At 61.4% G+C, this 24,410-nt stretch carries 18 protein-coding genes; 6 read left to right on the top strand and 12 right to left on the bottom strand.

Annotated elements, in window-relative coordinates; all coding sequences use genetic code 11:
* Positions 1-58: 58 nt before the first annotated feature.
* Both ACX3P1_RS05095 and ACX3P1_RS05090 read right to left on the bottom strand, forming a co-directional pair.
* Complete coding sequence (locus ACX3P1_RS05095; RefSeq protein ID WP_459078466.1) at positions 59-340, bottom strand: acyl carrier protein; 282 nt, start codon at positions 338-340, stop codon at positions 59-61.
* A 155-nt stretch (positions 341-495) separates the two neighbouring features.
* Positions 496-1,044: a histidine phosphatase family protein gene (locus ACX3P1_RS05090; RefSeq protein ID WP_459078465.1), complete on the bottom strand. Its 549-nt coding sequence runs from the start codon at positions 1,042-1,044 to the stop codon at positions 496-498.
* Positions 1,045-1,337: 293 nt separating this feature from the next.
* Between ACX3P1_RS05090 and ACX3P1_RS05085 the strand changes: the two genes are divergently transcribed.
* Both ACX3P1_RS05085 and ACX3P1_RS05080 read left to right on the top strand, forming a co-directional pair.
* Complete coding sequence (locus tag ACX3P1_RS05085) at positions 1,338-2,795, top strand: NAD-dependent succinate-semialdehyde dehydrogenase (protein ID WP_459078464.1); 1,458 nt, start codon at positions 1,338-1,340, stop codon at positions 2,793-2,795.
* Between the two features lie 23 nt (positions 2,796-2,818).
* Complete coding sequence (locus ACX3P1_RS05080) at positions 2,819-3,835, top strand: aldose epimerase family protein (RefSeq protein ID WP_459078463.1); 1,017 nt, start codon at positions 2,819-2,821, stop codon at positions 3,833-3,835.
* A gap of 19 nt (positions 3,836-3,854) precedes the next feature.
* On the opposite strand, the gene ACX3P1_RS05075 is transcribed toward ACX3P1_RS05080, so the two are convergent.
* Positions 3,855-4,775, bottom strand: a complete 921-nt coding sequence (locus ACX3P1_RS05075) for a sugar kinase (protein ID WP_459078462.1) — start codon at positions 4,773-4,775, stop codon at positions 3,855-3,857.
* Positions 4,776-5,076: 301 nt separating this feature from the next.
* Here ACX3P1_RS05075 and ACX3P1_RS05070 point away from each other — a divergent pair, with 301 nt between their 5' ends.
* On the top strand, positions 5,077-5,367 hold the full coding sequence (locus ACX3P1_RS05070) for a FixH family protein (RefSeq protein WP_459078564.1): 291 nt from the start codon (positions 5,077-5,079) through the stop codon (positions 5,365-5,367).
* A gap of 194 nt (positions 5,368-5,561) precedes the next feature.
* Here ACX3P1_RS05070 and ACX3P1_RS05065 read toward each other — a convergent pair whose 3' ends face one another.
* A complete protein-coding gene (locus tag ACX3P1_RS05065) occupies positions 5,562-6,014 on the bottom strand; it encodes an Lrp/AsnC ligand binding domain-containing protein (RefSeq protein WP_459078461.1) in 453 nt (150 codons plus the stop codon).
* Positions 6,015-6,172: 158 nt separating this feature from the next.
* Between ACX3P1_RS05065 and putA the strand changes: the two genes are divergently transcribed.
* Positions 6,173-9,784 carry a bifunctional proline dehydrogenase/L-glutamate gamma-semialdehyde dehydrogenase PutA gene (gene putA / locus ACX3P1_RS05060; RefSeq protein WP_459078460.1) on the top strand — a complete coding sequence of 1,204 codons (3,612 nt, stop codon included), beginning with the start codon at positions 6,173-6,175 and terminating at the stop codon, positions 9,782-9,784.
* 32 nt (positions 9,785-9,816) lie between these two features.
* Here the strand turns inward: putA and ACX3P1_RS05055 are convergent, their stop codons facing one another.
* The 4 genes from ACX3P1_RS05055 to ACX3P1_RS05040 form a co-directional block, all read right to left on the bottom strand.
* The gene (locus ACX3P1_RS05055) at positions 9,817-10,620 is read right to left on the bottom strand and encodes a DUF72 domain-containing protein (RefSeq protein ID WP_459078459.1); all 804 of its coding nucleotides are present in this window, start codon (positions 10,618-10,620) and stop codon (positions 9,817-9,819) included.
* A gap of 27 nt (positions 10,621-10,647) precedes the next feature.
* Positions 10,648-11,181 (bottom strand): hypothetical protein, encoded by a 534-nt coding sequence (locus tag ACX3P1_RS05050; RefSeq protein ID WP_459078458.1) that lies wholly within the window; start codon positions 11,179-11,181, stop codon positions 10,648-10,650.
* 395 nt (positions 11,182-11,576) lie between these two features.
* Entirely contained in the window at positions 11,577-14,498 is a 2,922-nt protein-coding gene (gene uvrA / locus ACX3P1_RS05045) for an excinuclease ABC subunit UvrA (RefSeq protein ID WP_459078457.1), read from the bottom strand.
* Between the two features lie 704 nt (positions 14,499-15,202).
* Positions 15,203-15,484 carry a hypothetical protein gene (locus ACX3P1_RS05040; RefSeq protein ID WP_459078456.1) on the bottom strand — a complete coding sequence of 94 codons (282 nt, stop codon included), beginning with the start codon at positions 15,482-15,484 and terminating at the stop codon, positions 15,203-15,205.
* A gap of 198 nt (positions 15,485-15,682) precedes the next feature.
* On the opposite strand from ACX3P1_RS05040, the gene ssb reads away from it, so the two are divergent.
* Positions 15,683-16,192 (top strand): single-stranded DNA-binding protein, encoded by a 510-nt coding sequence (ssb, locus tag ACX3P1_RS05035; RefSeq protein WP_459078455.1) that lies wholly within the window; start codon positions 15,683-15,685, stop codon positions 16,190-16,192.
* Between the two features lie 496 nt (positions 16,193-16,688).
* On the opposite strand, the gene ACX3P1_RS05030 is transcribed toward ssb, so the two are convergent.
* Genes ACX3P1_RS05030 through ACX3P1_RS05015 form a run of 4 tightly spaced genes read right to left on the bottom strand, consistent with a single transcriptional unit; the run spans position 16,689 to position 23,412 of the window.
* Positions 16,689-19,133: a GcvT family protein gene (locus ACX3P1_RS05030; RefSeq protein ID WP_459078454.1), complete on the bottom strand. Its 2,445-nt coding sequence runs from the start codon at positions 19,131-19,133 to the stop codon at positions 16,689-16,691.
* Between the two features lie 38 nt (positions 19,134-19,171).
* A complete protein-coding gene (locus tag ACX3P1_RS05025) occupies positions 19,172-20,353 on the bottom strand; it encodes a pyridoxal phosphate-dependent aminotransferase (protein WP_459078453.1) in 1,182 nt (393 codons plus the stop codon).
* Positions 20,354-20,356: 3 nt separating this feature from the next.
* Entirely contained in the window at positions 20,357-22,810 is a 2,454-nt protein-coding gene (locus ACX3P1_RS05020) for a GcvT family protein (RefSeq protein ID WP_459078452.1), read from the bottom strand.
* 20 nt (positions 22,811-22,830) lie between these two features.
* Complete coding sequence (locus ACX3P1_RS05015) at positions 22,831-23,412, bottom strand: helix-turn-helix domain-containing protein (RefSeq protein WP_459078451.1); 582 nt, start codon at positions 23,410-23,412, stop codon at positions 22,831-22,833.
* A gap of 188 nt (positions 23,413-23,600) precedes the next feature.
* Between ACX3P1_RS05015 and ACX3P1_RS05010 the strand changes: the two genes are divergently transcribed.
* Positions 23,601-24,311 carry a nitroreductase gene (locus ACX3P1_RS05010; protein ID WP_459078450.1) on the top strand — a complete coding sequence of 237 codons (711 nt, stop codon included), beginning with the start codon at positions 23,601-23,603 and terminating at the stop codon, positions 24,309-24,311.
* Positions 24,312-24,410: the final 99 nt, after the last annotated feature.

Below are 24,410 nucleotides of genomic sequence, written 5' to 3'. Positions count from 1 at the left end.
GAGGCTTTTTGGGTCAGGGAACGCCGCCCGTCAAGGGCGGCAACCGGGCGCACCGCGCTCAGGCGGTTTTGGCGGCAATCAGGGAGTCGATCTTGGCGCACAGGTTCTTCATGACGAAATATTCGTCGGTCGATGCCTTGCCGTCGTTGACTTCCTGCGTCCACTTCTCGAGCGGCACCTTGATGCCGAACTCCTTGTCGATGGCGAAGACGATGTCGAGGAAATCGAGGCTGTCGATGCCGAGATCGTCGATGGTGTGGCTTTCGGGCGTGATCGTGTCAATGTCGATCTCGCTGGTGTCGGCGATGATTTTGGCGACTTTTTCGAATGTGGTGGACAAGGGCTTTTCCTTCGATTGCGGGCGGATTCTGTCCGCAGGTGTTTGTGGGCTGTCTAGTCGGTTTTTGCAGGCAGGAAAAGACCGAATGTTTTTGCCGCCGGCTACGCTGTGGTAGCGCAGGCAAACGGGCGAGTGGCTGGTGCTCTGGATCGTTCCTAGAAAGTCACCCGGCCAAGCGCCCTCAGCCCGTCGCCCTCGACCCCGACGATGACGGCCTCGCCCTCGCGCGGCGACACGCCCGTCAGCGCCTTGATGTTTTCCAGATGCGTGACCATGACCAGATTGCCCGAGCCGGAATAGTTGCGCACTTCGTCGAGCGTTGCCTCAATTTGCTTGGCCCGGACGGCTTCGTCCGTGCTGAGCAGATCGAGCGGTTCAAACTGTTCAGGCTCCGCCTCGAAGGCAATGCGCGCGGTGTCGAGGCTGCGGCAATAGCGGCTCGACAGCACGCGCTCGACAGGGGCCGAGCGCGCACCGAACAGGGCTCCGATCTTGCCTGCCTGCTGCTTGCCCCGTTGCGAAAGATTGCGCTGCGTCGAGCATTTGGTGATGTCGAAATTTGCCGGGTCGGTGGTGCCGTTGGTCATGGCATTGCGCAACAGGACGACGCGGCCGCCGTCGCGCAGCAGGGCCCAACCGGCATCCGTCGCGTGGGCCAGGGATGGAAGGGTCAACAAAAACAGTGCCAGAGCAAATCGAAACATTGAGAATCCTATACACCACTGCCCGAGAGGCCGGCAGCGCTCCATAGGGACCGCAAAGCAGTCAGAAAGACAAGCGAAAGGCGAACGGGGTGCCGTAACTCGATCTTCCTGGCTGGAGCTTTGATGCGCGTTTCGAGTGGATTAGCGCTGGCACAGTCGTTACATTACCGGCAGAGGTTGCTCGTCGTCGCGGCGTTGCGCTATGAGCGGTGACCCAGTGCTGCGGCTTATCGCCCGTCGCCCGAAGAATTTCCAGATAGCGCCCGGACGCGCTGAAAAACGAGGCAAAAATCATGCTCCAGAAAGCCAATCCCTTCATGCGGCAGGCAAACCTCATCAACGGTGAGTGGGTGCAGGCGGATTCGGGCCAGACCGTCGACGTGATCAACCCGGCAACGGGCCTGAAGATCGGCACCGTGCCGAAATCAGGCGCGGCCGAAACCCGCCGCGCTATCGAGGCCGCCAACACCGCATTCCTTTCGTTTCGCAAGACGTCGGCGCTGGATCGCTCCAAGATGCTGCGCAAGCTGCACGACGCCATCATGGACAACCAGGAAGCGCTGGCCGAACTGCTGACTATCGAACAGGGCAAGTCGCTGACCGAGGCACGCGGCGAGGTCGGCTCGTCGGCTGCCTACGTTCTGTGGTTCGCCGAGGAGGCGCGCCGCGCCTATGGCGATGTGGTGCCGTCGCCGTGGTCCGACCGCCGCATCCTCGTCACCCGCGAGCCCGTCGGTGTCATCGCGGCGATCACGCCGTGGAATTTCCCGTCCTCGATGCTGTCGCGCAAGATCGGCCCGGCCATTGCTGCCGGCTGCACGGCCGTCGTGAAGCCTGCTTCGCAGACACCGTATTCCGGCCTCGCCTGGGGTGCGCTTTGCGAGGAAGTCGGCATTCCGAAGGGCGTCGTCAACATCGTCACCGGCTCGGCCGGCGAGATCGGCGACGAGATCTGCGCCAACCCGCTGGTCAGGAAAATCACCTTTACCGGCTCGACCGAGGTCGGCAAGATGCTGATCGGCAAGGCGGCGGCGACCGTCAAGAAGGTGTCGATGGAATTGGGCGGCAACGCGCCGTTCCTGGTGTTCGACGACGCCGATCTCGACCGCGCCGTGACCGGGGCCATCGCTGCAAAGTACCGCAATTCCGGCCAGACCTGCGTTTGTACCAACCGCTTCTTCGTGCAGGCCGGTATCTACGACAAGTTCGTGGAAAAACTCGTCAAGGCCAGCAATGAGCTGAAGGTCGGCTCCGGGTTGGACGACGGCGTCCAGCAGGGTCCGCTGATCGACGTGAAGGCAGTGGAAAAGGTCGAGGAATTCATCGCGGACGCCACTGCCAAGGGCGGCAAGGTGGTTGCGGGCGGCAAGCGTCACAAGCTTGGCGGTTCGTTCTTCGAGCCGACCGTGATCTCCGGTGCGACGACCGACATGATGTTCATGAAGGAAGAAATCTTTGGCCCCATCGCCCCGGTGTTCAAGTTCGAGACCGAGGAAGAGGCCATCGCGCTTGCCAACGATACCGAGTTCGGCCTCGCTTCCTACTTCTACACGGGCGATCTCGGCCGTGCCTTCCGGGTCATGGAAGGCCTCAAATACGGCATGGTCGGCGTCAATGAAGGCATGATCACCACGCCGGAAGCGCCGTTCGGCGGCGTCAAGGAATCAGGCCTCGGCCGCGAGGGCGGGCATCAGGGCATCGACGATTATCTCGATACCAAGTATGTCTGCATCGGTGGCCTCGGTCTCTGATCGCGAGGCCCGCAAGGCGAGGCATGAAGGACGGAGAACTCTTCGGCACGACGCAAGCGGGCGAAGCCGTCCGCCGCTTCACGATACGGGGCGGCGGGCTTAGCGCCGATATCATCGGCTGGGGCGCGGTCCTTCAGGATTTGCGCCTCGTCGGGCATGACGCGCCGCTGGTGCTCGGCTACGACCGGCTTGAAAGCTATGAAAGCGACACCGCCTATATGGGCGCAGTGGTCGGGCGCTATGCCAACCGCATCCGGGACGGCCGCTTCACCGTTGGCGGGCAGCGGTATCAGACGGACCAGAATTTTCTCGGCAAGCATACGCTGCATGGCGGTTCGGAGGGTTTCGGCCGCCGGCCGTGGACGGTATCGCTGCACGGCCGGGATTTCGTAACTCTGACGCTGCACGACCCGGACGGAGCCATGGGTTTTCCCGGTGCGCTCGAGGTCAGTTGCACCTACCGGCTAAAGGTTCCGGGAACACTCGCCGTCGAATTCAGCGCGACAGCGGAAGAGCGGACGCTGTGCAATTTGACCCAGCATTCCTACTTCAATCTGGACGATGGCGGCGCGACAGAAATTCTCGACCACAGGCTGATGCTCAACGCGGCCGCCTATCTGCCGGTCAACGAGGAAATGGTGCCGATGGGTGTGGTGGCGCCGGTGGACGCGACGCCTTTCGATTTCAGGCAGGCCAAGACGTTGCGGTCCGATGTCGAGAATGGGGAGACCTTCGACCAGAATTTCTGCCTTGCTTCCACACGCGGCCCACTCCGGCAGGCAGCGTGGGTGCAGGGGGCTTTATCGGGCGTGGAAATGGAAGTCTGGACCACGGAACCCGGTATCCAGTTTTATGCCGGCCATGGTCTGGTCTCAGCGGGGCCGGGGTTGAACGGGATAGGGTATCGGCCGTTCTCCGGCCTTTGCCTTGAGCCGCAAATCTGGCCGGATTCACCCAATCGACCGTATTTCCCGCAAGCCACGCTGCTGCCCGGCGAAAAATATCACCACGCCACCGAATACAGGTTCCGGCTTCCCTGACTTGTCTTGGCGATTCCGATTATCCGGCAAAGGCGGCCCTTAGAACCTCGAAGGGCGCAAGCGCGCCGCGCAACTGCACTACGGCAGCGGCGACGCGGTGCGCGCGTCGGGCCGACTCAGCCGGGGCATGGCCGGCAAGCCGGGCTGCCAGATAACCGCCGTTGAAGGAATCGCCGGCGCCGGTCGTATCCACCAGTGCGGCAACATGGGTCGCAGGCACGGTTTCGGCCTGGCCTTGCGCGACGACCAGCGCCGGGTTTTCACCGTCCTTGACGACAATTTCGCCGACAGAACGGCCGAGCCGAGCGGCCGTTTCGGCAGGGTTAGCATCACCGAACAGCATGTGCTCGTCGGGGAACGTCGGCAATGCAATATCGGTAACGGCCAAGGCTTCCAGAATTGCTGCCTGCGCCGCCTCAACGCTATGCCACAGCCTTGGCCGGTAGTTGGGGTCGAAGGCGACAAGCGATCCCTCGGCGCGTGCGTTACCGATCGCGGCCAGCAGGACTTTGCGCGCATCTGTGTCCAGAATTGCCAAAGTGATTCCGGAAAAATAGATAAGAGATTGATCTTCAAGGCTTTTCGCCAGTGCGCTTGGATCCGATGCAAGCTGCTTTGCCGCTGCATCGCCACGCCAATAGGTGAAGGAGCGTTCTGCGCCCGTCAGTGTAATGGCATAGAGGCCGGGCCGCGCATCGGCGATCCTAGGGCTGTCGCCGATGCCGATGCCATTGCTGGCGAAGAAGCCGATCTGGTCGCGCGAGAAAGGATCGTCGCCAAATGCCGAGACGTAAGTTGCCTGCCGGTCCTTGTTCAAAGCGGCGAGCGCCCAGAGCGTGTTGAAAGTGTCGCCTGCAAATCCCATCTTCCAACCAGCGTCACCGCTGCTGGAAAGCTCGATCATGCATTCGCCTATCGCGGCAATGCCGGTTCGTGCCATGGACTTTGCTCCCGGAATCCCGATGCGCCTGAACTGGGGGCAGGCCATTGTTTGGCCGTCCAGTCGTCGTACCAGTTGAAATGGTTGGACAAGTGACAGCGAACGTTACGCTGGACAGACCGATACTCAAGCGAAAGAAGCGGCGTTGAACTCGTTATTAAGACGTTATTTTTTCGGAGTGCTTGGTCTGGCTGGGGCGCTGGGCCTTATCCTTGCTGCCGTTTACGTGACCGGGCCTGGCAAGCAGGCAGGCCCCGACCTTTCTCTCTCGAAAGCTTCTGAGAGAGGGCTGTTCAGGGTGATGCTTTCCCCCGATCCCGGCAAGATCCGGCAAGGCCAGCTCCATTCCTGGAAGCTGACCCTGAAAACGGCAACCGGAACGCCGGTCGAATATGCGGCGATCGACGTTTCCGGCGGAATGCCAAAGCAGATCCACGGCCTGCCGACCAGCCCGCAAACGACCGGCTATCTGGGCAAAGGGCAATATCGAATAGCCGGCGTAAAGTTCACGACCGGCGGTTGGTGGCAGTTGCGGTTTGCCATATCGGCAGCCGCCGGGACGGACACGGTCGTCTTCAACGTCGTGCTCTAAGAGTCCGTTTGGAAACTCTACCCAGCCGGGCATCTGGCGCAATTTTCTGCGCTTCCGGTGCTCACGTACTGTAGTACGCTCCGCTCCGGTTCTCGAAAATCACGCCATATGCCTCGGCTGGGCGAGTTATCAAACAGACTCTACCGACAATCGCTAGCGGGAAGCGGCGACAAGCCAGTTCCAGTAGGCTAGCGCTACTTGTCCTTTACCGTCTCCATCGCCACGAAGGTCGAGGTTTGCGCGACATGGGGCAGGGCCGAAATGCGCTCGCCAAGCACCCGCCGATAGGCTGCGATGTCCGTGGTCCGCACTTTCAGCAGATAGTCGAAACTCGATGCTATCATGTGGCACTGTTCGATTTCGGTGACGGTCCGTACAGCGCGGTTGAAGGCATCGAGGGCCGCAGAACGCGTGTCGGAGAGCTTCACCTGCACGAAGGCGACATGACCTTCACCCATGCGTTCCCGGTCGACAATAGCCTGGTACCCGCGAATATAGCCCTCTTTCTCCAGCCGTCTTACCCGAGCCTGCACGGGCGTTTTCGATAGGCCCACTTGTGCGGCCAATTCAGCCATGGAAAGCCGTCCGTCGCGCGCCAGCGTGGCAAGGATGTTCCGGTCGATGCGGTCCAATTGGTCTTCTGTCATGTGTCTGGCGGTCCGAACGATCTTTAAGAGGCCTATATCTTAGGTTACCTGGCCTGCCGTGTCGATTTCTTTGGACCGACGAGATTTGTCCTCTGTGGTAGCGTGCAGCTTTCGGTCCGGCAGCCGCAGGACCGCATCAGCGAAGCTATGGGAACGCCATGTCCGCACTCGACGCGATTCGGCAGCAAATCCGCGCCAATGTACTGCCTGACGAAGACGAAGCGCTGAAGCGGCTCGTTGATGCGGCAGCCTTGTCCGGCGACGACAGGAAGGCGATTTCCGGGCGCGCCGTTAAACTCGTCGAGGCGGTGCGCGGCTCTACCGATCCGCGCCTCATGGAAGTGTTCCTGTCGGCCTACGGCCTTTCGACCAAAGAGGGCGTGGCGCTGATGTGCCTGGCCGAAGCGCTGCTGCGGGTGCCCGACGCCGAGACCATGGACGATCTGATCGCCGACAAGATAGCGCCGCACGACTGGTCGGCGCATTCGGGCGGGTCGAGTTCCATTTTCGTCAACGCCTCGACCTGGGCGCTGATGCTGACCGGGCGGGTGCTCGAGGAAGGCGAGGGCGGTATCGAGCGCACGTTGCGCTCGATGATGCGTCGTCTCGGCGAACCCGTCATCCGCAAGGCGGTCGCTGCGGCCATGCGCGAAATGGGCGAGCAGTTCGTGCTGGGCCGGTCCATCGCCGAAGCCATGAAGCGCGGCCGTTCGATGACGCAAAAGGGCTATCTCTATTCCTTCGACATGCTGGGCGAGGCGGCGCGCACCGAATCTGACGCGCTTCGCTATCTCAAGGCTTACTCGGATGCCATTTCCGCGCTTGATTCGGGCTCCAACGGCCCGGATATCCGCCAGAATCACGGCATCTCGGTAAAACTTTCGGCGCTGCATCCGCGCTACGAGGTGGCGCAGAAGGAGACGATGCTGCCGGTGATGGCGGAACGGCTGTTGTCGCTGGCGCTGGCCGCGCGCAATGCCCGCATGGGCCTCAACATCGATGCCGAGGAAGCGGACCGCCTCGATCTGTCGCTGGACGTGATCGAGCGTGTGCTGGCCGACGAGCGGCTGGCGGAATGGGACGGCTTTGGCGTCGTCGTGCAGGCCTATGGTCCGCGCGCGGCCTTCGTCATCGACTGGCTCTATGCGCTGACGAAAAAGCTGGACCGCACGATCATGGTGCGGCTGGTCAAGGGCGCGTATTGGGACACCGAAGTCAAGCGCGCACAGGTGCTGGGGCTTGAGGGCTATCCCGTATTCACGCGCAAGAACAATACCGACGTTTCCTACATTTCCTGCGCAAAAAAGCTGCTCGGCATGACCGACTGCATCTATCCGCAGTTCGCCACCCACAATGCGCATACGGTTGCCGCCATCTTGTCCATGGCCAAGGACCGCACCTCGTTCGAATTCCAGCGCCTGCACGGCATGGGCGAGGCGCTGCACGAAACGGTGCGCAAGGCGGAGGGGTCGCGCTGCCGCATTTATGCGCCTGTCGGCGCGCATTCCGACCTGCTTGCCTATCTGGTGCGCCGGTTGCTGGAAAACGGCGCCAATTCGTCCTTCGTCCACCAACTGACCGACGAGGACGTGGAGCCGAAGGAGATCGCCCGCGATCCATTCGCCATGGTGGAAAAGCAGGGGCCGGCGAGAAACCCCAATATTCCCGCACCACTCGACATTTTCGGTGAAGGCCGGCGCAATTCGAAGGGCTGGGACCTGACCGATACCGAAACGCTGGCTGCCATCGACAAGGCACGGGCCACTTTTGCGGCTCCCCATATCTGGCAGGCAAAGCCGATTACGCGGGCGCAGGGGTCGGGCGAAGCGCGCACGGTCGTCAATCCGGCGAAGCCCGGCGAGGCCGTTGGCAGCGTTATCGAGGCAAGCGCAGAGCAGGTTTCCGCTGCAACGCAGATCGCGGCAGAGGCGCAGCCGGCATGGGCGAAGCGCCCCGTTGCCGAGCGCAGCGCCATTCTGGAGCGTGCCGCCGATCTTTATGAGGCAAATGCCGTCGAATTTTTCGCGCTTGTTACCCGCGAGGCGGGAAAAAGCCTGGCCGATGGTGTTTCCGAATTGCGCGAGGCGGTCGACTTCCTGCGCTATTATGCAACGCAGGCGGTCGACTCGGAGCAGGGCACGGCGGCGCGGGGCGTGATCGCCTGCATCTCGCCATGGAATTTCCCGCTCGCCATTTTTACCGGCCAGATTGCGGCGGCGCTTGTTACCGGCAATGCGGTGATCGCCAAGCCGGCCGAGCAGACGCCGCTGATCGCCTATCGTGCCGTGGAATTGCTGCACGAGGCCGGTGTGCCGGAAGACGTCCTCCCGCTTCTTCCCGGAGACGGCCCAACCGTTGGCGGTCCGCTGGCGGCCGATCCGCGCATCGCAGGCGTCTGCTTTACCGGTTCGACCGAGGTGGCAAAGCTGATCGAAAAGCAACTCGCTGAGACCGCGGCACCCGACGCCATGTTGATTGCCGAGACGGGCGGCCTGAACGCCATGATCGTCGATTCCACCGCGCTGCCGGAACAGGCGGTGCGCGATATCCTGGCTTCGTCCTTCCAGAGTGCGGGCCAGCGCTGCTCGGCGCTGCGCGTGCTCTACGTCCAGAAGGACGTGGAAAAGAAGGTGCTGGAGATGCTGATAGGCGCGATGGAGGCGCTGAAAATCGGCGATCCGTGGCAGCTTTCCACCGATGTCGGCCCGGTCATCGATGACGAAGCGAAGGAAACGATCGAAGACTACTGCAACAGGATGTTCATGAAAGGCCGCCTGATTGCCGGCCTGAAATCCCCCGACGAAGGCCGTTTCGTTGCGCCGCAGATATTCAGGGTGGAAGGCATCGAGGACATGGAGCGCGAGGTGTTCGGCCCCGTGCTGCATGTGGCGAGTTTCGATGCCGACAAGATCGATGCGGTCATTTCGGCGATCAACCGCAAAGGTTATGGCCTGACTTTCGGGCTGCACACGCGTATCGAGGGGCGCGTACAGCATTTCGTCGACGGCATTCATGCCGGCAACATCTATGTCAATCGCAACCAGATCGGCGCCGTGGTCGGCTCGCAGCCGTTTGGCGGCGAGGGACTTTCCGGCACCGGACCGAAGGCCGGCGGGCCGCACTATCTGCGCCGTTTCCGCAAGGGCGCGGAGGCCGGCACGCACCTTGCCGAAGGGCGCAAGGTGACGGCGACGGAACTGGCTGACAATCTGCCCGATCCGGCACTGGGCGGTTGGGCGACGCAGCACGACCGGATCGCGGTTCTGCGCAAGCATTTGCGCGGCAAGGGTGCTGCCGCAATTGCCGCCGCCGCAAGCATCGATTTCGGTCAGGTCGATTTGCCGGGGCCGACCGGAGAGGCCAACACGTTGTCGCTGGTGCCGCGCGGGCGGGTGCTGTGCATGGGGCCTGACGCGAACACGCTGCTTGCCCAGACGATCCAGGCGCTGGCTGCCGGCAACGCCGTGCTGGCGGTCGCGCCGGGTGCTGCGGTCGCGTTGCAAGCGCTGACCGGCAAGGGCCTGCCGCTTGCCGCCATCGATGGTCGCCTGGACCCTGTCGAGGCGCGCTCGCTGCGCGTCGACGTGGTTGCCTTTTCCGGTACGCCAGAGGCCACGCGGACGGTGCGGAAGCTTATCGCCGAGCGCAGCGGTCCGATCGTGCCGCTGGTCACGGAGGTGTTTTATCCAGCCGCCTACGCGCATGAGCGCGGCGTCTGCGTGGACACCACCGCCGCCGGCGGCAATGCCAGTCTATTGGCTTCGGCGTAAGGATTGACGGGCGACTCTGGCTCGCGCCGTGCCTATCCGGCCCGCTTCATCAGTGCCTGCGCGCCGAAGGGCGCGCGCACCTTGCCTTCCGTGATGAAGTAGACGAACACGTCGCGCGGCTGAACCGGCGCATCCGTGGAAGGATCGGCGCGCGGCAGGTCGGTGGGTGCCTTGCCCTGCGCCCATGTTTTTGCGCGCTCGGCCCATTCATCCAGCCGCTTCGGCTCATAACAATCCGGTTTGTCGTCCTTGCCGGTTTGCAGCCGCGCATAGACGAAATCGCCGGTGATATCGGCGATCGCCGGATATTTGTGGTGGTCGGCATACACGATCGCCACCTTGTGCTTGCGGGCAAGGGCTGCAAATTCCGGTACGACGAAGCTGTTATTGCGGACCTCGACCGCGTGGCGCAATTTCACGCCGTCCTGCTTTTCCGGCAGAAGTTTCAGGAACGCCTCAAAATCATCCGGGTCGAATTTTTTGGTCGGCATGAATTGCCACAGGATCGGCCCGAGCTTTTCGCCAAGTGCCGCGACGCCGGATTCCAGGAACCGCGTCATCGATTCGCCGGCCTCTCCGAGCACGCGGCGGTTAGTGACGAAACGATTGCCTTTCAGTGCAAAAACAAAACCTTCAGGCGATTCATTGGCCCATTTGACGAAGGTCGGTTCCTTGAAACTCGAATAGTAGGTGCCGTTGACCTCGATGGTCGGCACCTGGCGCGAGGCGTATTGAAGCTGTTTCGTCTTGGCCAGTTTTTCAGGGTAGAACGAAGTATCCCAAGGCTCGAACGTCCAGCCGCCCATGCCTGCGCGGATTTTCCCCGATGTGGTCATCAAAGCCTCTTGATACACTCTTGGTGTCTATTCTTCTTTTGCAACTAAGTTGGTCTTCTGGACTACAGCATCGTTCCCAAACATCCTCATGTCGGCAACAATAGAGGCGAATTGCTCGGATGCCGCGAACGCATCGAGGTTATTACGAACGTTTTGGTCAATTTTGGCGCGCTGGGCAGGAGAGATCTTTTCCATTGCCCCAGAGAAAAGTGCAGCCTTCTCTCGAATGAGATCGAGAAGCCCTGCCGGAATAGTAACGGTTTGCGGTTTCAACAAGCCTTGCCTGACGTGAATTTTGGTGCCTAGCCAAGTGGTCTCGCCCTTCTGAATCATTCCGAAGAGCATAAATCGACCCATTTTAGCAAAGGTCATCAGTGTGTGTTCCGAGCCTACGACGTCAAGCGTAACGCCTCCCAAGAGGAAACGATTGGTGTTAGCGGGAAGATCACGAATGTTAGTCGATTCGACTTCGTCGAAGATCAAAAGATGCTGCTCGAATGAAGCCGGGTGCGGCACGCTATCAGTCAGAAACTCACGCCAGCGCGCCTCCGCGCGGTCCATGAGCGTATGCTGCTCCGAACTGTAGGAAGCTGTCTTGTTCCTTCCTCTGGCGAACCTCAAGACACGCCATGATACCGATACACAAAACTTCAACATCCATTCGTCGTAAGCGATCAGATGGTTGCCTGCGAGCCATGGGTGAAACGCCTTCGTCGCGAACGCGGTTTCATAGCGGCTAAAGCGGCCCTCGCAACTAATACATAGCCACGGAAATTTCAGCCCATCCTGCACGCGCCTGTTAATATTCTCGGTATCCCGAATGTGCCCAGTTCCAGACCGCTTGCGTAACCAGCGATATACGAAGGCCGGGAGAACATGACTTTCTTGCAGTTCTGCAACGCGCCCGCAGAACGCGCAAATGCTGGGTTTATTGCCGCTCCTTTTGTGCGACCCACTCACTCCGCCGCTTCTCTCTTGCTGCCCGGCCTTCTCTCCAAAAGCTCCTTGAGGAAGTGGCCGGTGTAGCTGCGTTTTTCGCGAACGATGTCTTCCGGCGTGCCGGACGCCACCAGTTCGCCGCCGCCGTCGCCGCCTTCGGGGCCGAGATCGAGCACCCAGTCGGCGGTTTTGATCACCTCGAGATTATGCTCGATGACGACGACCGTGTTGCCCTGGTCGACCAGTTCGTGCAGCACCTCCAGGAGCTTGGCGACATCGTGGAAATGCAGGCCGGTGGTCGGCTCGTCGAGGATGTAGAGCGTCTTGCCGGTCGCCTTGCGCGACAGTTCCTTGGCCAGTTTGATGCGCTGCGCCTCGCCGCCCGACAGCGTCGTCGCCTGCTGGCCGACCTTGATGTAGCCGAGACCGACCTGCTTCAACGTTTCCAGTTTGTCGCGCACGCCGGGAACGGCGGCGAAGAAATCGACGCCTTCCTCGACCGTCATGTCGAGAACGTCGGCGATGGACTTGCCTTTGAACAACACGTCCAGCGTTTCGCGGTTGTAGCGCTTGCCGTGGCAGACGTCGCAGGTGACGTAGACGTCGGGCAGGAAGTGCATCTCGATCTTGATGACGCCGTCGCCCTGGCACGCCTCGCAGCGGCCGCCCTTGACGTTGAACGAGAAGCGGCCGGGCTGATAGCCGCGCGCCTTGGCTTCCGGCAGGCCGGCGAACCAGTCGCGGATCGGCGTGAACGCGCCGGTATAGGTGGCCGGGTTGGAGCGCGGGGTGCGGCCGATGGGCGATTGGTCGATATCGATGACCTTGTCGAGGAATTCGAGACCCTCGATGCGGTCATGCTCGGCCGGGTGTTCGCGCGAGCCCATGATGCGGCGCGAGGCCGCCTTGAACAGGGTTTCGATCAGAAAGGTGGATTTGCCGCCGCCGGAAACGCCAGTGATGGCGGTGAAGGTTCCGACCGGGATTTCGGCCGTGACATTTTTCAAATTGTTGCCACGCGCGCCGACCACCTTGATGCGCCGGTTCTTTTTCGCCTCGCGCCGTATGCCAGGTGTCGCCACCTCCAGTTCGCCCGACAGATATTTGCCGGTGATCGAATTGGGATTGGCCATGACCTGCTGCGGCGTGCCTTCGGCGATGATGCGGCCGCCATGGATGCCGGCGGCGGGGCCGATATCGACGACATAGTCGGCGTGCAGGATCGCGTCCTCGTCATGCTCGACGACGATCACCGTATTGCCGATATCGCGCAGATGTTTCAGCGTATCGAGCAGGCGGGCATTGTCGCGCTGGTGCAGGCCGATGGACGGTTCATCCAGCACGTAGAGCACTCCGGTCAGGCCGGAGCCGATCTGCGAGGCAAGCCGGATGCGCTGGCTCTCGCCACCGGAAAGCGTGCCGGAGTTCCGGGCAAGGGTCAGATAGTCGAGGCCGACATCGTTCAAAAAGCGCAGCCGTTCGCGGATTTCCTTGAGCACGCGCACCGCGATTTCGTTCTGCTTGTCGTTGAGCGCGGCAGGCAGGTCGGCAAACCACTGGTTGGCATTGCGGATCGACTGTTCCGTCACCTCGCCGATGTGCTTTCCGCCGATCTTCACGGCCAAAGCCTCGGGCTTCAGGCGATAACCCTTGCATGCGGGGCAGGGCGTCGCCGCCATGAAGCGCTCGATCTCCTCGCGCATCCAGGCGGATTCGGTTTCTTTCCAACGCCGTTCGAGGTTGGGGATCACACCCTCGAACGTCTTGGTCGTCTTGTAGGAACGCAGGCCGTCATCATACTGGAACGGAATCTCGACCGCGCCGGTGCCATGCAGGACGGCGTGCTTGGCCTCGTCGTCGAGGTCCTTGAATTTGTCGGCCAGTTTGAAGCCATAGACCTTGCCGAGCGCCTCCAGCGTCTGCGCGTAATAGGGCGAAGTCGATTTCGCCCATGGACTGACGGCGCCGGCGCGCAGCGAGACATTGTCGTCGGGCACTATCAGGTTCGCATCGACGGCGCGCTGGCTACCCAGACCGTCGCAGGTCGGGCAGGCACCGAATGGGTTGTTGAAGGAGAACAGCCGCGGCTCGATCTCCGGGATGGTGAACCCGGATACCGGGCAGGCGAATTTTTCGGAAAACAGAATGCGCTCATGCGTCTCGTTCTTCGATTTGTTGACCGAATCCTCGCCGGTCTGGCTGGCATCGAGCGGCTTGTCGGCAAATTCCGCGACACACAGTCCCTCTGCCAATTTCAGCGCCGTTTCGATGGAATCGGCCAGCCGCGTCGCGAGATCGCCACGCACGACGATGCGGTCGACCACCACGTCGAGATCGTGCTTGTATTTCTTGTCCAGCGCCGGCACGTCGGCGATTTCATAGAAGACGCCGTCGACCTTGACGCGCTGAAAGCCCTTCTTCTGAAGCTCCAGCAACTCCTTGCGATACTCGCCTTTGCGGCCGCGCACGATGGGCGCGAGGATGAACAGCCGCGTGCCTTCCTCCACCGCGAGTACGCGATCGACCATCTGCGAAACCGTCTGGCTCTCGATCGGCAGGCCGGTGGCCGGCGAATAGGGGACGCCGACGCGCGCGAACAGCAGGCGCATGTAGTCGTAGATTTCGGTGACGGTGCCGACCGTCGAGCGCGGGTTTTTCGAGGTGGTCTTCTGCTCGATGGAGATGGCGGGCGACAGGCCGTCGATCTGGTCGACATCCGGCTTCTGCATCATCTCCAGAAACTGGCGCGCATAGGCAGACAGGCTCTCGACATAGCGCCGCTGGCCTTCCGCATAGATCGTATCGAAAGCGAGCGACGATTTGCCGGACCCCGACACGCCGGTCATGACAATCAGAGAGTCACGCGGCAGGTCGATGTCGATGTTCTTCAGATTGTGTTCGCGCGCCCCGCGAATGGACAGATATTTATGGTCGGCCATCGCCGGTCGCCGCCTCAGGTCTGGAATTCATGGATCGGCGGGCTGCCGCCATCCCCTCATGTAGGTATATTCGCCGCCGCGTCGAGAGGCGCAGAACTTGCCACCCGCGTTTAAGCGTCTTTCGGGCCGGCGGGCAAGCATAAAGAACAAAGACTGAACAGGTTCCTGACAAATCTGGCAGGAGCCCGCCTTTCAGTTCCGCTTGCGATCACTTTTTCCATTTCGGGCATTCAAGGGTTGACGCTAACGGGAGAGGAGAGCACGATCTGGGCGTCAAGGAAGCATGTTGCCGTTGCGTGGCCTGGGAAGAAGGGCCCTCTGCGAGGCGCCGCAGATTGGCGGATGTGTGCTTCTAGCGACTGTGTTGAACGGACAGAAGGAGCGAGGCATGACTCCACCGGATAGTCCCAACAGGCTCCGCTGATGCCGGAGCCGCGGCAAATATTGCTGACAGGCTGACGTTCCTTGGCCTTCGTGCAATTTGCCGAACCCCCGAAAATCAGAGACTGCAGTCGGATCGACGGCTGACGCCGCGAAGCATCCGAATTACAAAGCCGGTAAAACCCTCCCGGCGAAAGTGGCTAGACGTCACAAAGGCCCCGGCCGTTCTGTGAAAGCAGCGGCGGGGCCGATTTGCATGGGGCTGCCGTGCGTGGACGCTGTCGGCTTAAGACGGCGTGTTGCGCCGGTCGGTTGCAAGCGCCTTAATGACGCGGGGACGATAGCGAACCGGCCCCGATATCCACAGTAATGCTGCCGCCTATTCGAACGTCCATATCGCCGATCTTGAACTGGTTGGGCGAGGCGTTGCGGTCTTGACCATCCGGTTCGGCAGGAAGGGGTCTGACGATGCTGTAGTCGCCACCAACGCCGGGAAGCGCGCTTTTTGCCGGGGTTTGGGGCGCGCCTCCGGCAAACGCCAGAGGGGCGGCGACGGCAGCGCAGGCCAAGGTGGCCAGATATAAGGAGAAGCGGTTCTGGAACATCTGGCGATCATACAGGGCCAGCGCGGAAACGGCTAGGCGGGACGCATTCCGATCCCAAGCTTGACATGAAAGGCGCGTCGATATAGAACATATAGAGAACAAAAACCTTGTGGGAAAAGAAGTGTCAGGGGCGGCGCAGTTATCCGCCAGCCTGTAAGGTGCGGTGAAGTTGGTTTCGGATGAGCGCGGAGAAGGTTTATGGCGGGTAGCGTCAACAAGGTCATTTTAGTGGGAAATCTGGGCGCGGACCCGGAGATTCGCCGGCTGAATTCCGGCGACGCGGTCGTCAATCTGCGCATCGCGACGTCGGAAAGCTGGCGCGACAAGAATTCCGGTGAGCGCAAGGAAAAGACCGAGTGGCACCAGGTCGTCATTTTCAACGACAATCTGGCCAAGGTCGCCGAGCAGTATCTGAAGAAGGGCATGAAAGTGTACCTTGAGGGCGCCCTGCAGACGCGCAAGTGGGAAAAGGACGGCGTGGAGCGATACTCGACGGAAGTGGTGCTGCAGAAATTCCGTGGTGAGCTGCAGATGCTCGATTCGCGAGGTCAGGGCGGCGAAGGTGGTCAGGTCGGTGGCTATTCGGGTGGCGACAGCAGCCGCGGCTCCGATTTCGGCCAGTCAGGTCCGAGCGACAATTCCAATCGTGGCGGCGGCAGGAGCGGCGGTGGCGGCTCGCGGGATCTGGACGACGAAATTCCGTTTTGAGAGGTGGTCACGCGCCGTTGTAAACTGGGATGATTTTTCTTCTAAAAGGCACGGAAACGGTGCCTTCAGGCTGCTGACAAACCGTTGGCGAACCCATGCCCGTCGGCCTTGTGCCGAGGATTTGCTTTCGTGAAGTTGTAGAGCCTTTTCCGTGCCCTTACGGGAGTGTCGGCAGATCCTCGGCGCAAGGCCGAGGATGACGCCAGGTGAACAGATGCCTTTGTCAATGAACTGAAGGCACTGGAAACAGTACCTTTTTCGTTGCGCGCTTACTGCTGAGCGGAAGCATCAAACTCGATCCACGAAAAGCCGTTCCTTGAAGAATGGCGCTACAGCGCGTCGCATCTGAATGGATTTATGCGGTGCGCTTCAAGCACTTGTTTCGATGCATGTCGTTGCCCTGAAACCGGTTCCCACTTTCGGGCGACATGCATTCGCGGGAAGACCGGTCGTTGAAGACCGGTCTTCCCCGAAATGCTGGCGGCAGTCGAAAAAACTAAGCCCGCACCCGCTCGCTTTTGGGATCATACATCGGCTTGAGCGAGGCTTCGGCCTCAAAACGCTCGCCGGCGATTTCGATCTCGTAGCTGGAGCCGAGAATATCGGCTTCGCTTTCGCCCTTGCAGGGCACATAGGCCATGCCGATCGCACCGCCGAGATGGTGGCCGTAATTGCCGGACGTGACACTGCCGACGATCTTTCCGTCGCGCAGCAGCGCCTCGTTGTGGAACAGCAGCGGTTCCGGGTCGGTCAGGCGGAACTGCACCATGCGCCGGTCTAGGCCGGCTTCCTTCTTGCGCAGCACGGCGTCGCGGCCGATGAAGTCGCCCTTGCCGGTTTTTACGGCAAAGCCGAGGCCGGCTTCCAGCACGTGGTCCTCGTCGGTGATATCGTGTCCGAAATGGCGGAACGCCTTTTCGATACGGCAGGAATCCAGCGTATGCAGGCCGCAGAGCTTCAGGTCGAAGGCGCGCCCGGCTTCCTCCAGCGCCTCGAAGACGTGGGCTGTCTGGTCGGTCGATACATAGAGTTCCCAGCCGAGTTCACCGACATAAGTGACGCGGTGGGCGCGGGCCAGTCCCATGCCGATCTCGATATTCTGGAATGTGCCGAAAGGGTTGTTCTCGTTGGAAAAATCGTTCGGGCTGACCTTCTGGATCAGCTCGCGCGAGCGCGGCCCCATCAGGCACAGCACGGATTCGGACGCCGTCACCTCGGTGATGACGACGAATTCGTCACGCACATGCTTGCGCAACCAGGCAAGGTCGCGCTGCAGCGTCGCGCCGGGCACGACGGCGAAGAAGGCGGTTGGCGACAGGCGGGAAATGGTCAGGTCGCTTTCGATGCCGGCCCGCGCATTCAGCATCTGGGTGTAGACGATCTTTCCGGGTGCGACATCGAGATCGTTGGCGCAAAGGCGCTGCAGGAAGGCGAGCGCGTCGCGCCCCTCGATCCTGATCTTGCCGAAGGAGGTCATGTCGAACAGGCCGACATTATTGCGCACGGCCAGATGTTCCTCGCGCTGGTTGTCGAACCAGTTCTGCCGTTTCCACGAATAGCGGTATTCGCGTTCCTGACCTTCCTTTGCGAACCAGTTGGCGCGCTCCCAGCCTGCGGTTTCGCCGAAGACCGCGCCGCGCGCCTTCAGGTGTTCATGCAGGGGTGAGCGGCGTACGCCGCGCGCGGTGGCCGGCTGGCGGTAGGGGAAATGGTCGGCGTAGAGCAGGCCGAGCGTTTCTTTCGAGCGCTGGAAAAGATAGGAGCGGTTCGCCTGGAATGGCTGCACACGCCGTATGTCCACGTCCCACAGGTCGAAGGGCGGCTCGCCGTCTTGCATCCATTGCGCCAACGCCATGCCCGAACCGCCGGAGGACTGGATGCCGATGGAATTGAACCCGCACGCCACCCAGAAATTGCCGAGTTGCGGCGCTTCACCCAGATAATAGCGGTCGTCCGGCGTAAAGCTTTCGGGACCGTTGAAGAAGGTATGGATGCCGGCATCGGCCAGCAGCGGCATGCGCTTCACCGCCTTTTCGAGGATCGGCTCGAAATGGTTAAAGTCTTCCGGCAACTGGTCGAAGCAGAAATCCTCTGAAATGCCCTGCATGCCCCACGGCTTGGCGACAGGCTCGAACGCGCCGAGCAGGATTTTGCCGGCATCTTCCTTGTAGTAGGCGCATTCGTCGGGCACGCGCAGCACGGGCAGCCGGCCAAGGTTGGGAATGGCCTCGGTGACGATGTAAAAATGCTCGCAGGCATGCAGCGGCACCGGTACGCCGACAGACGCGCCGAGGTCGCGCGCCCACATGCCGGCGCAGTTGACGATGTGCTCGCACTCGATCGTGTGCATCTCGCCGTTCATGACGACGGTTACGCCGCTGACCTTGCCCTTCTGCTGGTGGATTTTAGTGACCTTGGCCTGCTCGAATATCTTTGCGCCGCGCTGGCGCGCGCCCTTGGCCAATGCCAGCGTGATGTTGGCGGGGTCGCCCTGGCCGTCCTTGGGGATGAAGACCGCGCCTTGCACGTCGGAGACTTCGAGGTGCGGGTAGCGGCTCTTCACTTCTGCCGGCGATATTTCCTCGATATCGACGCCGTAAGCCCGCGCCATCGACGCGCCGCGATAGAGTTCTTCCTTGCGGTCCTGCGTCAGCGCGACGGAGATCGAGCCGCATTGGCGCATGCCGGTGGCGACGCCGGTTTCCTCTTCCAGCTTGGCGTAGAGTTCGGCGGTGTATTTCGCCAGCCGCGTCATGTTGGCCGTTGCGCGCAACTGGCCGATCAGGCCGGCTGCATGCCATGTCGTGCCGCTGGTCAGTTGCTTTCGTTCCAGCAGGACGATGTCTGTCCACCCGAGTTTCGCAAGGTGATAGGCGACGGAGCAGCCGGATACGCCGCCGCCGATGATGACGACGCGTGCCTTGGTGGGAAGTTCAGCCATTTTTGTCCCTGAAATCGTGTTTGTTTAGCTTAAAAAACTCATGCGGCCTTACGGCGATAGGCCGAGGCGAAGCGGCGCAGCCGTGCCGCCGCCTCCTTCAATACGGCTTCGGGCTGGCACAGGCTGATGCGGATATGGCCAGCGGCGGCGGCGCCGAAGCTGGAGCCCGGCATCACGCCGACCTGCTCCGCATCGAGAAAGCCGAAGGCAAATTTTTCGTCGTCCGGCTCAATGGCGCTGACATCGAGCATGACATACATACCGCCTTCCGAGCCGCGCACGATAACGTCGTTCATGCCGCGCACGGCATCGAGGAACAGGGTGCGACGGCCGGCGTAGCGTTCCGCGATTTCCCTGACGCCATAGGCGTTTTCCAGCGTCTCGACGGCGGCGCGGGAGACGAAATCCGGAAGGCCGTAGGTGCTGACCAGATTGAGGTCGATCAGCAACCGGACGAGGTCCGCCGGGGCGGTCAGCCAGCCGATGCGCCAGCCGGTCATGCCGTGGCTCTTGGACATGGAGTTGATGACCAGCGTGCGTTCGCTCATGCCGGGCAGGGCGCGGGGCGACGAATGTTTTCTGCCGCCCAGTGTCCAGTAAACCTCGTCGGACAAAAGCCACAAATCGTGCTCGCGGCAGATTTCCGCGATGCCTTCGAGCGCCTGGTGCGAATAGATGGCGCCGGTCGGGTTGTTCGGCGTATTGATCAGCATGGCGCGCGTGTTGGGCTGTACCGCCGCCTGAATTGCCTTGGCATCCGGCTGGAACCCGTTTTCCGCGCGTGTCTCGACCACCGTAAAGGTGGCGCCGGCTGCCCGGAACGTACCGGGATAAGTCGCGTAGTAGGGCGCGACCACAATGGCATGGTCGCCCGGATCGAGTACGGCCTGCACGGCGGCGTAAAGAGCCGCCTGGCCGCCGGGGGTTGCGATTATCTCGTCCACACGGGTCTCGACGCCCGTGCTTTGGGTCGAGATTTTCGCCATGGCTTCACGCAATGGCTGAATGCCGGAAAGCTGCGTATAGTGGTGGTAGCCGGCGCGGACCGCCGTGACGCAGGCCTCGACCGTCTCGTTGGGCGTATGAAAATCATGGTCGCCGACGGACAGCATGATGATGGGTTCGCCTGCATGCTTGCGCGCGATGGCGGCCATATGTACTTCCCAGCCGTCCTTGCCAGAGGGTTCGATGCCGGAAATGCGCGATGATGGTCTGGGCATGCTTTACGCTCTCAGTCTTTCGTTTTTCGGATCCCAGAGCGGTTCGTCCTTCTGGACGATGGCCTTGAAACGGTCGCCGAAGATTTCGATCTCGATCTCGGTGCCGGCCTCGCTCAGGTCCGGCCGGATCATGCCCAGCGCAATCGACTTGTCCACACGGTGGCCAAAGCCTCCTGACAGGGTTTCGCCGACGATTTTGCCGTCATGCCACAGCGTGGCCATGTAGGGCGCGTCGCAGTCGCCGGGGTTTTCGACGACCAGGGTGACGAAGCGCTTTGTCACGCCCTGCTGCTTTTCGCTGGCGAGTGCCGCCTTGCCGCGAAACGCCGGCTTTTCCCATTTGACGAAGCGTTCCATGCCGCCCTGCAGAATGGTGTAGTCGGTGGAAAGGTCCTGTTTCCAGGCGCGGTAGCCTTTTTCCAAGCGCAGCGAATCCAGCGCGAACATGCCGAACGGCTTCAAGCCGTGTTTTTGGCCTGCCTGCCACACCGCGTCGAAGATCGTGGCGGTGTCCTCGACCTTGCTGTGGATTTCCCAGCCGAGTTCGCCGGCGAAGGACACGCGCACCAATTGGCACCAACGCCCGGCGATCTGCGCCGACTGATGCGAAAGCCATGGCAGCGACAGGTCCGCGTCGGTCAGTTCAGCCAGGATTTTTCGCGTGTTCGGTCCGGTAAGGATCTGGCAGGAAAACTCCTCCGTCTTGTTTTGCAGAGTCATTTCCGTGCCCTGCGGCAGATGGCTTTTAAGCCACTCGAAGTCGTGCAACTCGGCAGACGCCGCCGTGATCAGGAAGAACAGATTCTCGTCCAGCGCCATGATCGACATTTCGGTGACGATGCGGCCCTTGTCGTCGGCAAAATAGGCGAGGCCCATGCGTCCGGGCTTCGGCACGATGCCGGTGATCTGTTGCGACAGCCATTCACGCGCGCCTTCGCCCTCGAGCCGGTAGCGCGAGAAGCCGGGCAGGTCGAGGATGCCGGCGGCGTCGCGCACGGCCAGGCATTCTTCGCGGATTCTTTTTTCCCATGGGCCTGAGCGGGCGAACGTCTGGGTCGATTCTTCGGAGACATCGTCGCCGGGTTGGGCGTACCAGTTGGCGCGTTCCCAGCCATTAGCGACGCCGAACTGCGCGCCAAGCGCTTCGATCCGGTCATGGATCGCCGATAGTTTCTGGCTGCGCCCTTCCGGCCATGTGCGGCGCGGAAACTGGATGACATATTCATTGCCATAAACTTCCTTGCCCTTGGCGACGCAGTAGGCGGGGTCGGAAGCAAAGGCGGTGAAGCGGCGCGGGTCGCAGGACCACATGTCCCATTCGGTCTGGCCTTGCGTGATCCATTCGGCCAGCACCTTGCCAGCGCCGCCGGCCTGCGCGATGCCGAAGGTGAAGACGCATGCCTCGAACGCGTTGGGCACGCCGGGCATAGGACCGATCAGCGGGTTGCCGTCCGGCGTGTAGGGGATCGGTCCGTTGATGACCTTGGATAGGCCGGCGGTGCCGAGGATCGGCACGCGGGCGACCGCGTCGTTGAGATAGGATTCCAGCCGTTCTAGATCGTCGGGGTAAAGCTGGAAGGAAAAGTCGGCCGGCATCGGATCGTCGGCGGTGTTCCAATGCGCGCGGCAGTTCTTCTCGTATGGCCCGAGATTCATGCCATTCTTTTCCTGCCGCAAATAGTAGGAGGTGTCGACGTCGCGCAGCAGCGGCAGTTTCTTGCCGGCCTCTCTCGACCATGCGGCAAGTTCGGGGATTTCCTCGAACAGGATATATTGGTGGCTCATCACCATCATCGGCACGTCGCGGCCGAACATCTTTCCGACTTCGGCCGCGCGGTAGCCGGCCGCGTTGACGACGATCTCGCAGCGGATTTCGCCCTTTTCGGTCTCCACCACCCACTCGTCGTTTTCCCGGCGCACGCCGGTGACAGGGCAAAAGCGGATGATCTTTGCGCCGAGGTCGCGTGCGCCCTTGGCCAGCGCCTGCGTCAACTGCGCGGGGTCGATGTCGCCGTCATTGGGATCGTAAAGTGCACCGGCGAGGTCGTGCGTTTCCAGGAAGGGGTAGCGGCTCTTGACCTCGTCGGGGCCGATGACCTCGATATCCATGCCCTGATAGAGGCCCATGCCCTTGGCGCGCTCGAATTCGCGCATGCGCTCCCTGGTATGGGCAAGGCGCAGCGAGCCGGTGACATGATAATTCATCGGATAGCCGACCGCTTCCGAAAGGTCGCGATAAAGTTCGGTGGAATAGCGCTGCATGTTCATCAGCGACCAGGATGTCGAGAAGGTCGGGACGTTGCCGGCGGCGTGCCAGGTGGAGCCGGAGGTCAGCTCGTTCTTTTCCAGAAGCACGCAGTCGCTCCAGCCCGCCTTGGCGAGGTGATAAAGCGACGATGTGCCGACAGCGCCGCCGCCGATGATGACCACGCGGGCCCGTGCCGGTAATTCGGCCATTTTCTGCTCTCCCAAACTTTTCAATAAACGGGTGGTGAAACCACCCAGATAACCACGGCCGGCACCGTTCCAGGATTGCGCCAGCGATGCGTCTTTTTCTCGAAACTGAAACTGTCGCCGGGCTCCAGACGGTGCCAGATGCCATCGATCTCGATCTCGAAGGTACCGGCCACGACGTAGCCCGCCTCTTCGGTGGGGCGCAGCGCGCGCGCCTTCGATTCCGCACCTGGCGCGAAGACGGAACGCAGCATCTCGAAACTGCCGCCAAGATCGGGAGACAGCAGTTCTTCCACCAGCCCCGTCTCGCTCGTGCCCAGCGAGCGCCGCCGGCCTGAGCGCACGATGACGCCACGCTCGCGCTCTTCGGGAACTTCATGGCTGAAGAACAGGCTGACCGGCACTTCGAACAGCGAGGCCAGGGCGCTGAGGTCGCCAAGCGAGGGGGTCGACAGGCCACGCTCGATCTGGCTGACCCAGCCGACCGAACGGCCGAGCTTCAGCGCGATCTCAGCCAGCTTCAGGCCGCGCGCCTTGCGCAGCGTGCGGATATCGGCTGCGAGCACCTGTTCGCCATTACCCAGCTTCGAGGGGGAGGCAGTCATGCCCAACGCAAGCGGCTCCATGAAAAATGCGTTACGAATTTCATGTGATGCGGTTTTCGTGAAAAAATCAAGTCGTTTTTCATGATCTTGCCAAGATTTGCTTGCGATATTTTGACAGTTTGTGCAAAGCCTCTGCCGTGAACGGCTGCGGGGGACAGGCGTTCGATATCCTTGCTATAGGTTCTCCCATGCTGGCACCGGAAAACGTTCCCCCGATTCTCGATGATACGACGATTGTCGACGAGGCTATCGTCTCGCGCCGTTCCGTGCGCGCCTTCCTGCCGGATCCGGTCGAGGATGACGCCATTCGGGCCATTCTTGAAGTGGCGGCGCGGGCGCCCTCGGGCACCAACATGCAGCCTTGGCGTGCCTATGTGACTAAGGGCGCGGTCAAGCAGCGCATCAGCGACGCTATCCTGAGTTCAGGCATTCGTGCCGAAAAGGCCGAGTGGGACGAGTATAAATACTATCCAGACCAATTTTTTGATCCCTATCAGGCGCGGCGGCGCGCCAACGGGTTCGGGCTCTACGGTGCGCTCGGCATCGGCCGGCGCGAAGTCGCCAAGATGCGCGCGCAGCACGACCGCAATTTCGTGTTCTTCGACGCGCCGGTCGGCATGATCTTCACCATCGACCGCCGCCTGAACAAGGGCTCGTGGATCGACTATGGCATGTTCCTGCAGAACATAATGATCGCGGCGCGGGCGAGGGGGCTTCATACCTGCCCGCAGGCGGCCTTTGCGCCTTACCATCGGCAGATAAGGCCCATTCTTGAAATTTCCGACGAGGAAATCGTCGTCTGCGGCTTGGCGCTGGGCTACGAGGATACGTCGAAGCCGGAGAACAGTTTTCGGACCGAGCGTGAGCCATTGGAGACGTGGGTGACGTTTTCGGAGTGAAGGGAATAGGGAATAGGGAATAGGGAATAGGGAATAGGGTTGTTGTTGTCCGACGCCCCGTCAATCCTACTCGCTACTCGCTACTCGCTACTCGCTACT

Source organism: Mesorhizobium sp. A623, assembly GCF_054489405.1.
Note: the sequence above shows the minus strand (reverse complement) of the source record. Positions and strands in the feature narration are given on the sequence as shown.

Excerpts from the sequence above, each read along its gene's own strand:
- ACX3P1_RS05090 (WP_459078465.1), bottom strand. The coding sequence starts at position 1,044 with ATGTTTCGATTTGCTCTGGCACTGTTTTTGTTGACCCTTCCATCCCTG.
- ACX3P1_RS05085 (WP_459078464.1), top strand. The coding sequence starts at position 1,338 with ATGCTCCAGAAAGCCAATCCCTTCATGCGGCAGGCAAACCTCATCAAC.
- ACX3P1_RS05080 (WP_459078463.1), top strand. The coding sequence starts at position 2,819 with ATGAAGGACGGAGAACTCTTCGGCACGACGCAAGCGGGCGAAGCCGTC.
- ACX3P1_RS05075 (WP_459078462.1), bottom strand. The coding sequence starts at position 4,775 with ATGGCACGAACCGGCATTGCCGCGATAGGCGAATGCATGATCGAGCTT.
- ACX3P1_RS05070 (WP_459078564.1), top strand. The coding sequence starts at position 5,077 with ATGCTTTCCCCCGATCCCGGCAAGATCCGGCAAGGCCAGCTCCATTCC.
- ACX3P1_RS05065 (WP_459078461.1), bottom strand. The coding sequence starts at position 6,014 with ATGACAGAAGACCAATTGGACCGCATCGACCGGAACATCCTTGCCACG.
- putA (WP_459078460.1), top strand. The coding sequence starts at position 6,173 with ATGTCCGCACTCGACGCGATTCGGCAGCAAATCCGCGCCAATGTACTG.
- ACX3P1_RS05055 (WP_459078459.1), bottom strand. The coding sequence starts at position 10,620 with ATGACCACATCGGGGAAAATCCGCGCAGGCATGGGCGGCTGGACGTTC.
- ACX3P1_RS05050 (WP_459078458.1), bottom strand. The coding sequence starts at position 11,181 with ATGGACCGCGCGGAGGCGCGCTGGCGTGAGTTTCTGACTGATAGCGTG.
- uvrA (WP_459078457.1), bottom strand. The coding sequence starts at position 14,498 with ATGGCCGACCATAAATATCTGTCCATTCGCGGGGCGCGCGAACACAAT.
- ACX3P1_RS05040 (WP_459078456.1), bottom strand. The coding sequence starts at position 15,484 with ATGTTCCAGAACCGCTTCTCCTTATATCTGGCCACCTTGGCCTGCGCT.
- ssb (WP_459078455.1), top strand. The coding sequence starts at position 15,683 with ATGGCGGGTAGCGTCAACAAGGTCATTTTAGTGGGAAATCTGGGCGCG.
- ACX3P1_RS05030 (WP_459078454.1), bottom strand. The coding sequence starts at position 19,133 with ATGGCTGAACTTCCCACCAAGGCACGCGTCGTCATCATCGGCGGCGGC.
- ACX3P1_RS05025 (WP_459078453.1), bottom strand. The coding sequence starts at position 20,353 with ATGCCCAGACCATCATCGCGCATTTCCGGCATCGAACCCTCTGGCAAG.
- ACX3P1_RS05020 (WP_459078452.1), bottom strand. The coding sequence starts at position 22,810 with ATGGCCGAATTACCGGCACGGGCCCGCGTGGTCATCATCGGCGGCGGC.
- ACX3P1_RS05015 (WP_459078451.1), bottom strand. The coding sequence starts at position 23,412 with ATGACTGCCTCCCCCTCGAAGCTGGGTAATGGCGAACAGGTGCTCGCA.
- ACX3P1_RS05010 (WP_459078450.1), top strand. The coding sequence starts at position 23,601 with ATGCTGGCACCGGAAAACGTTCCCCCGATTCTCGATGATACGACGATT.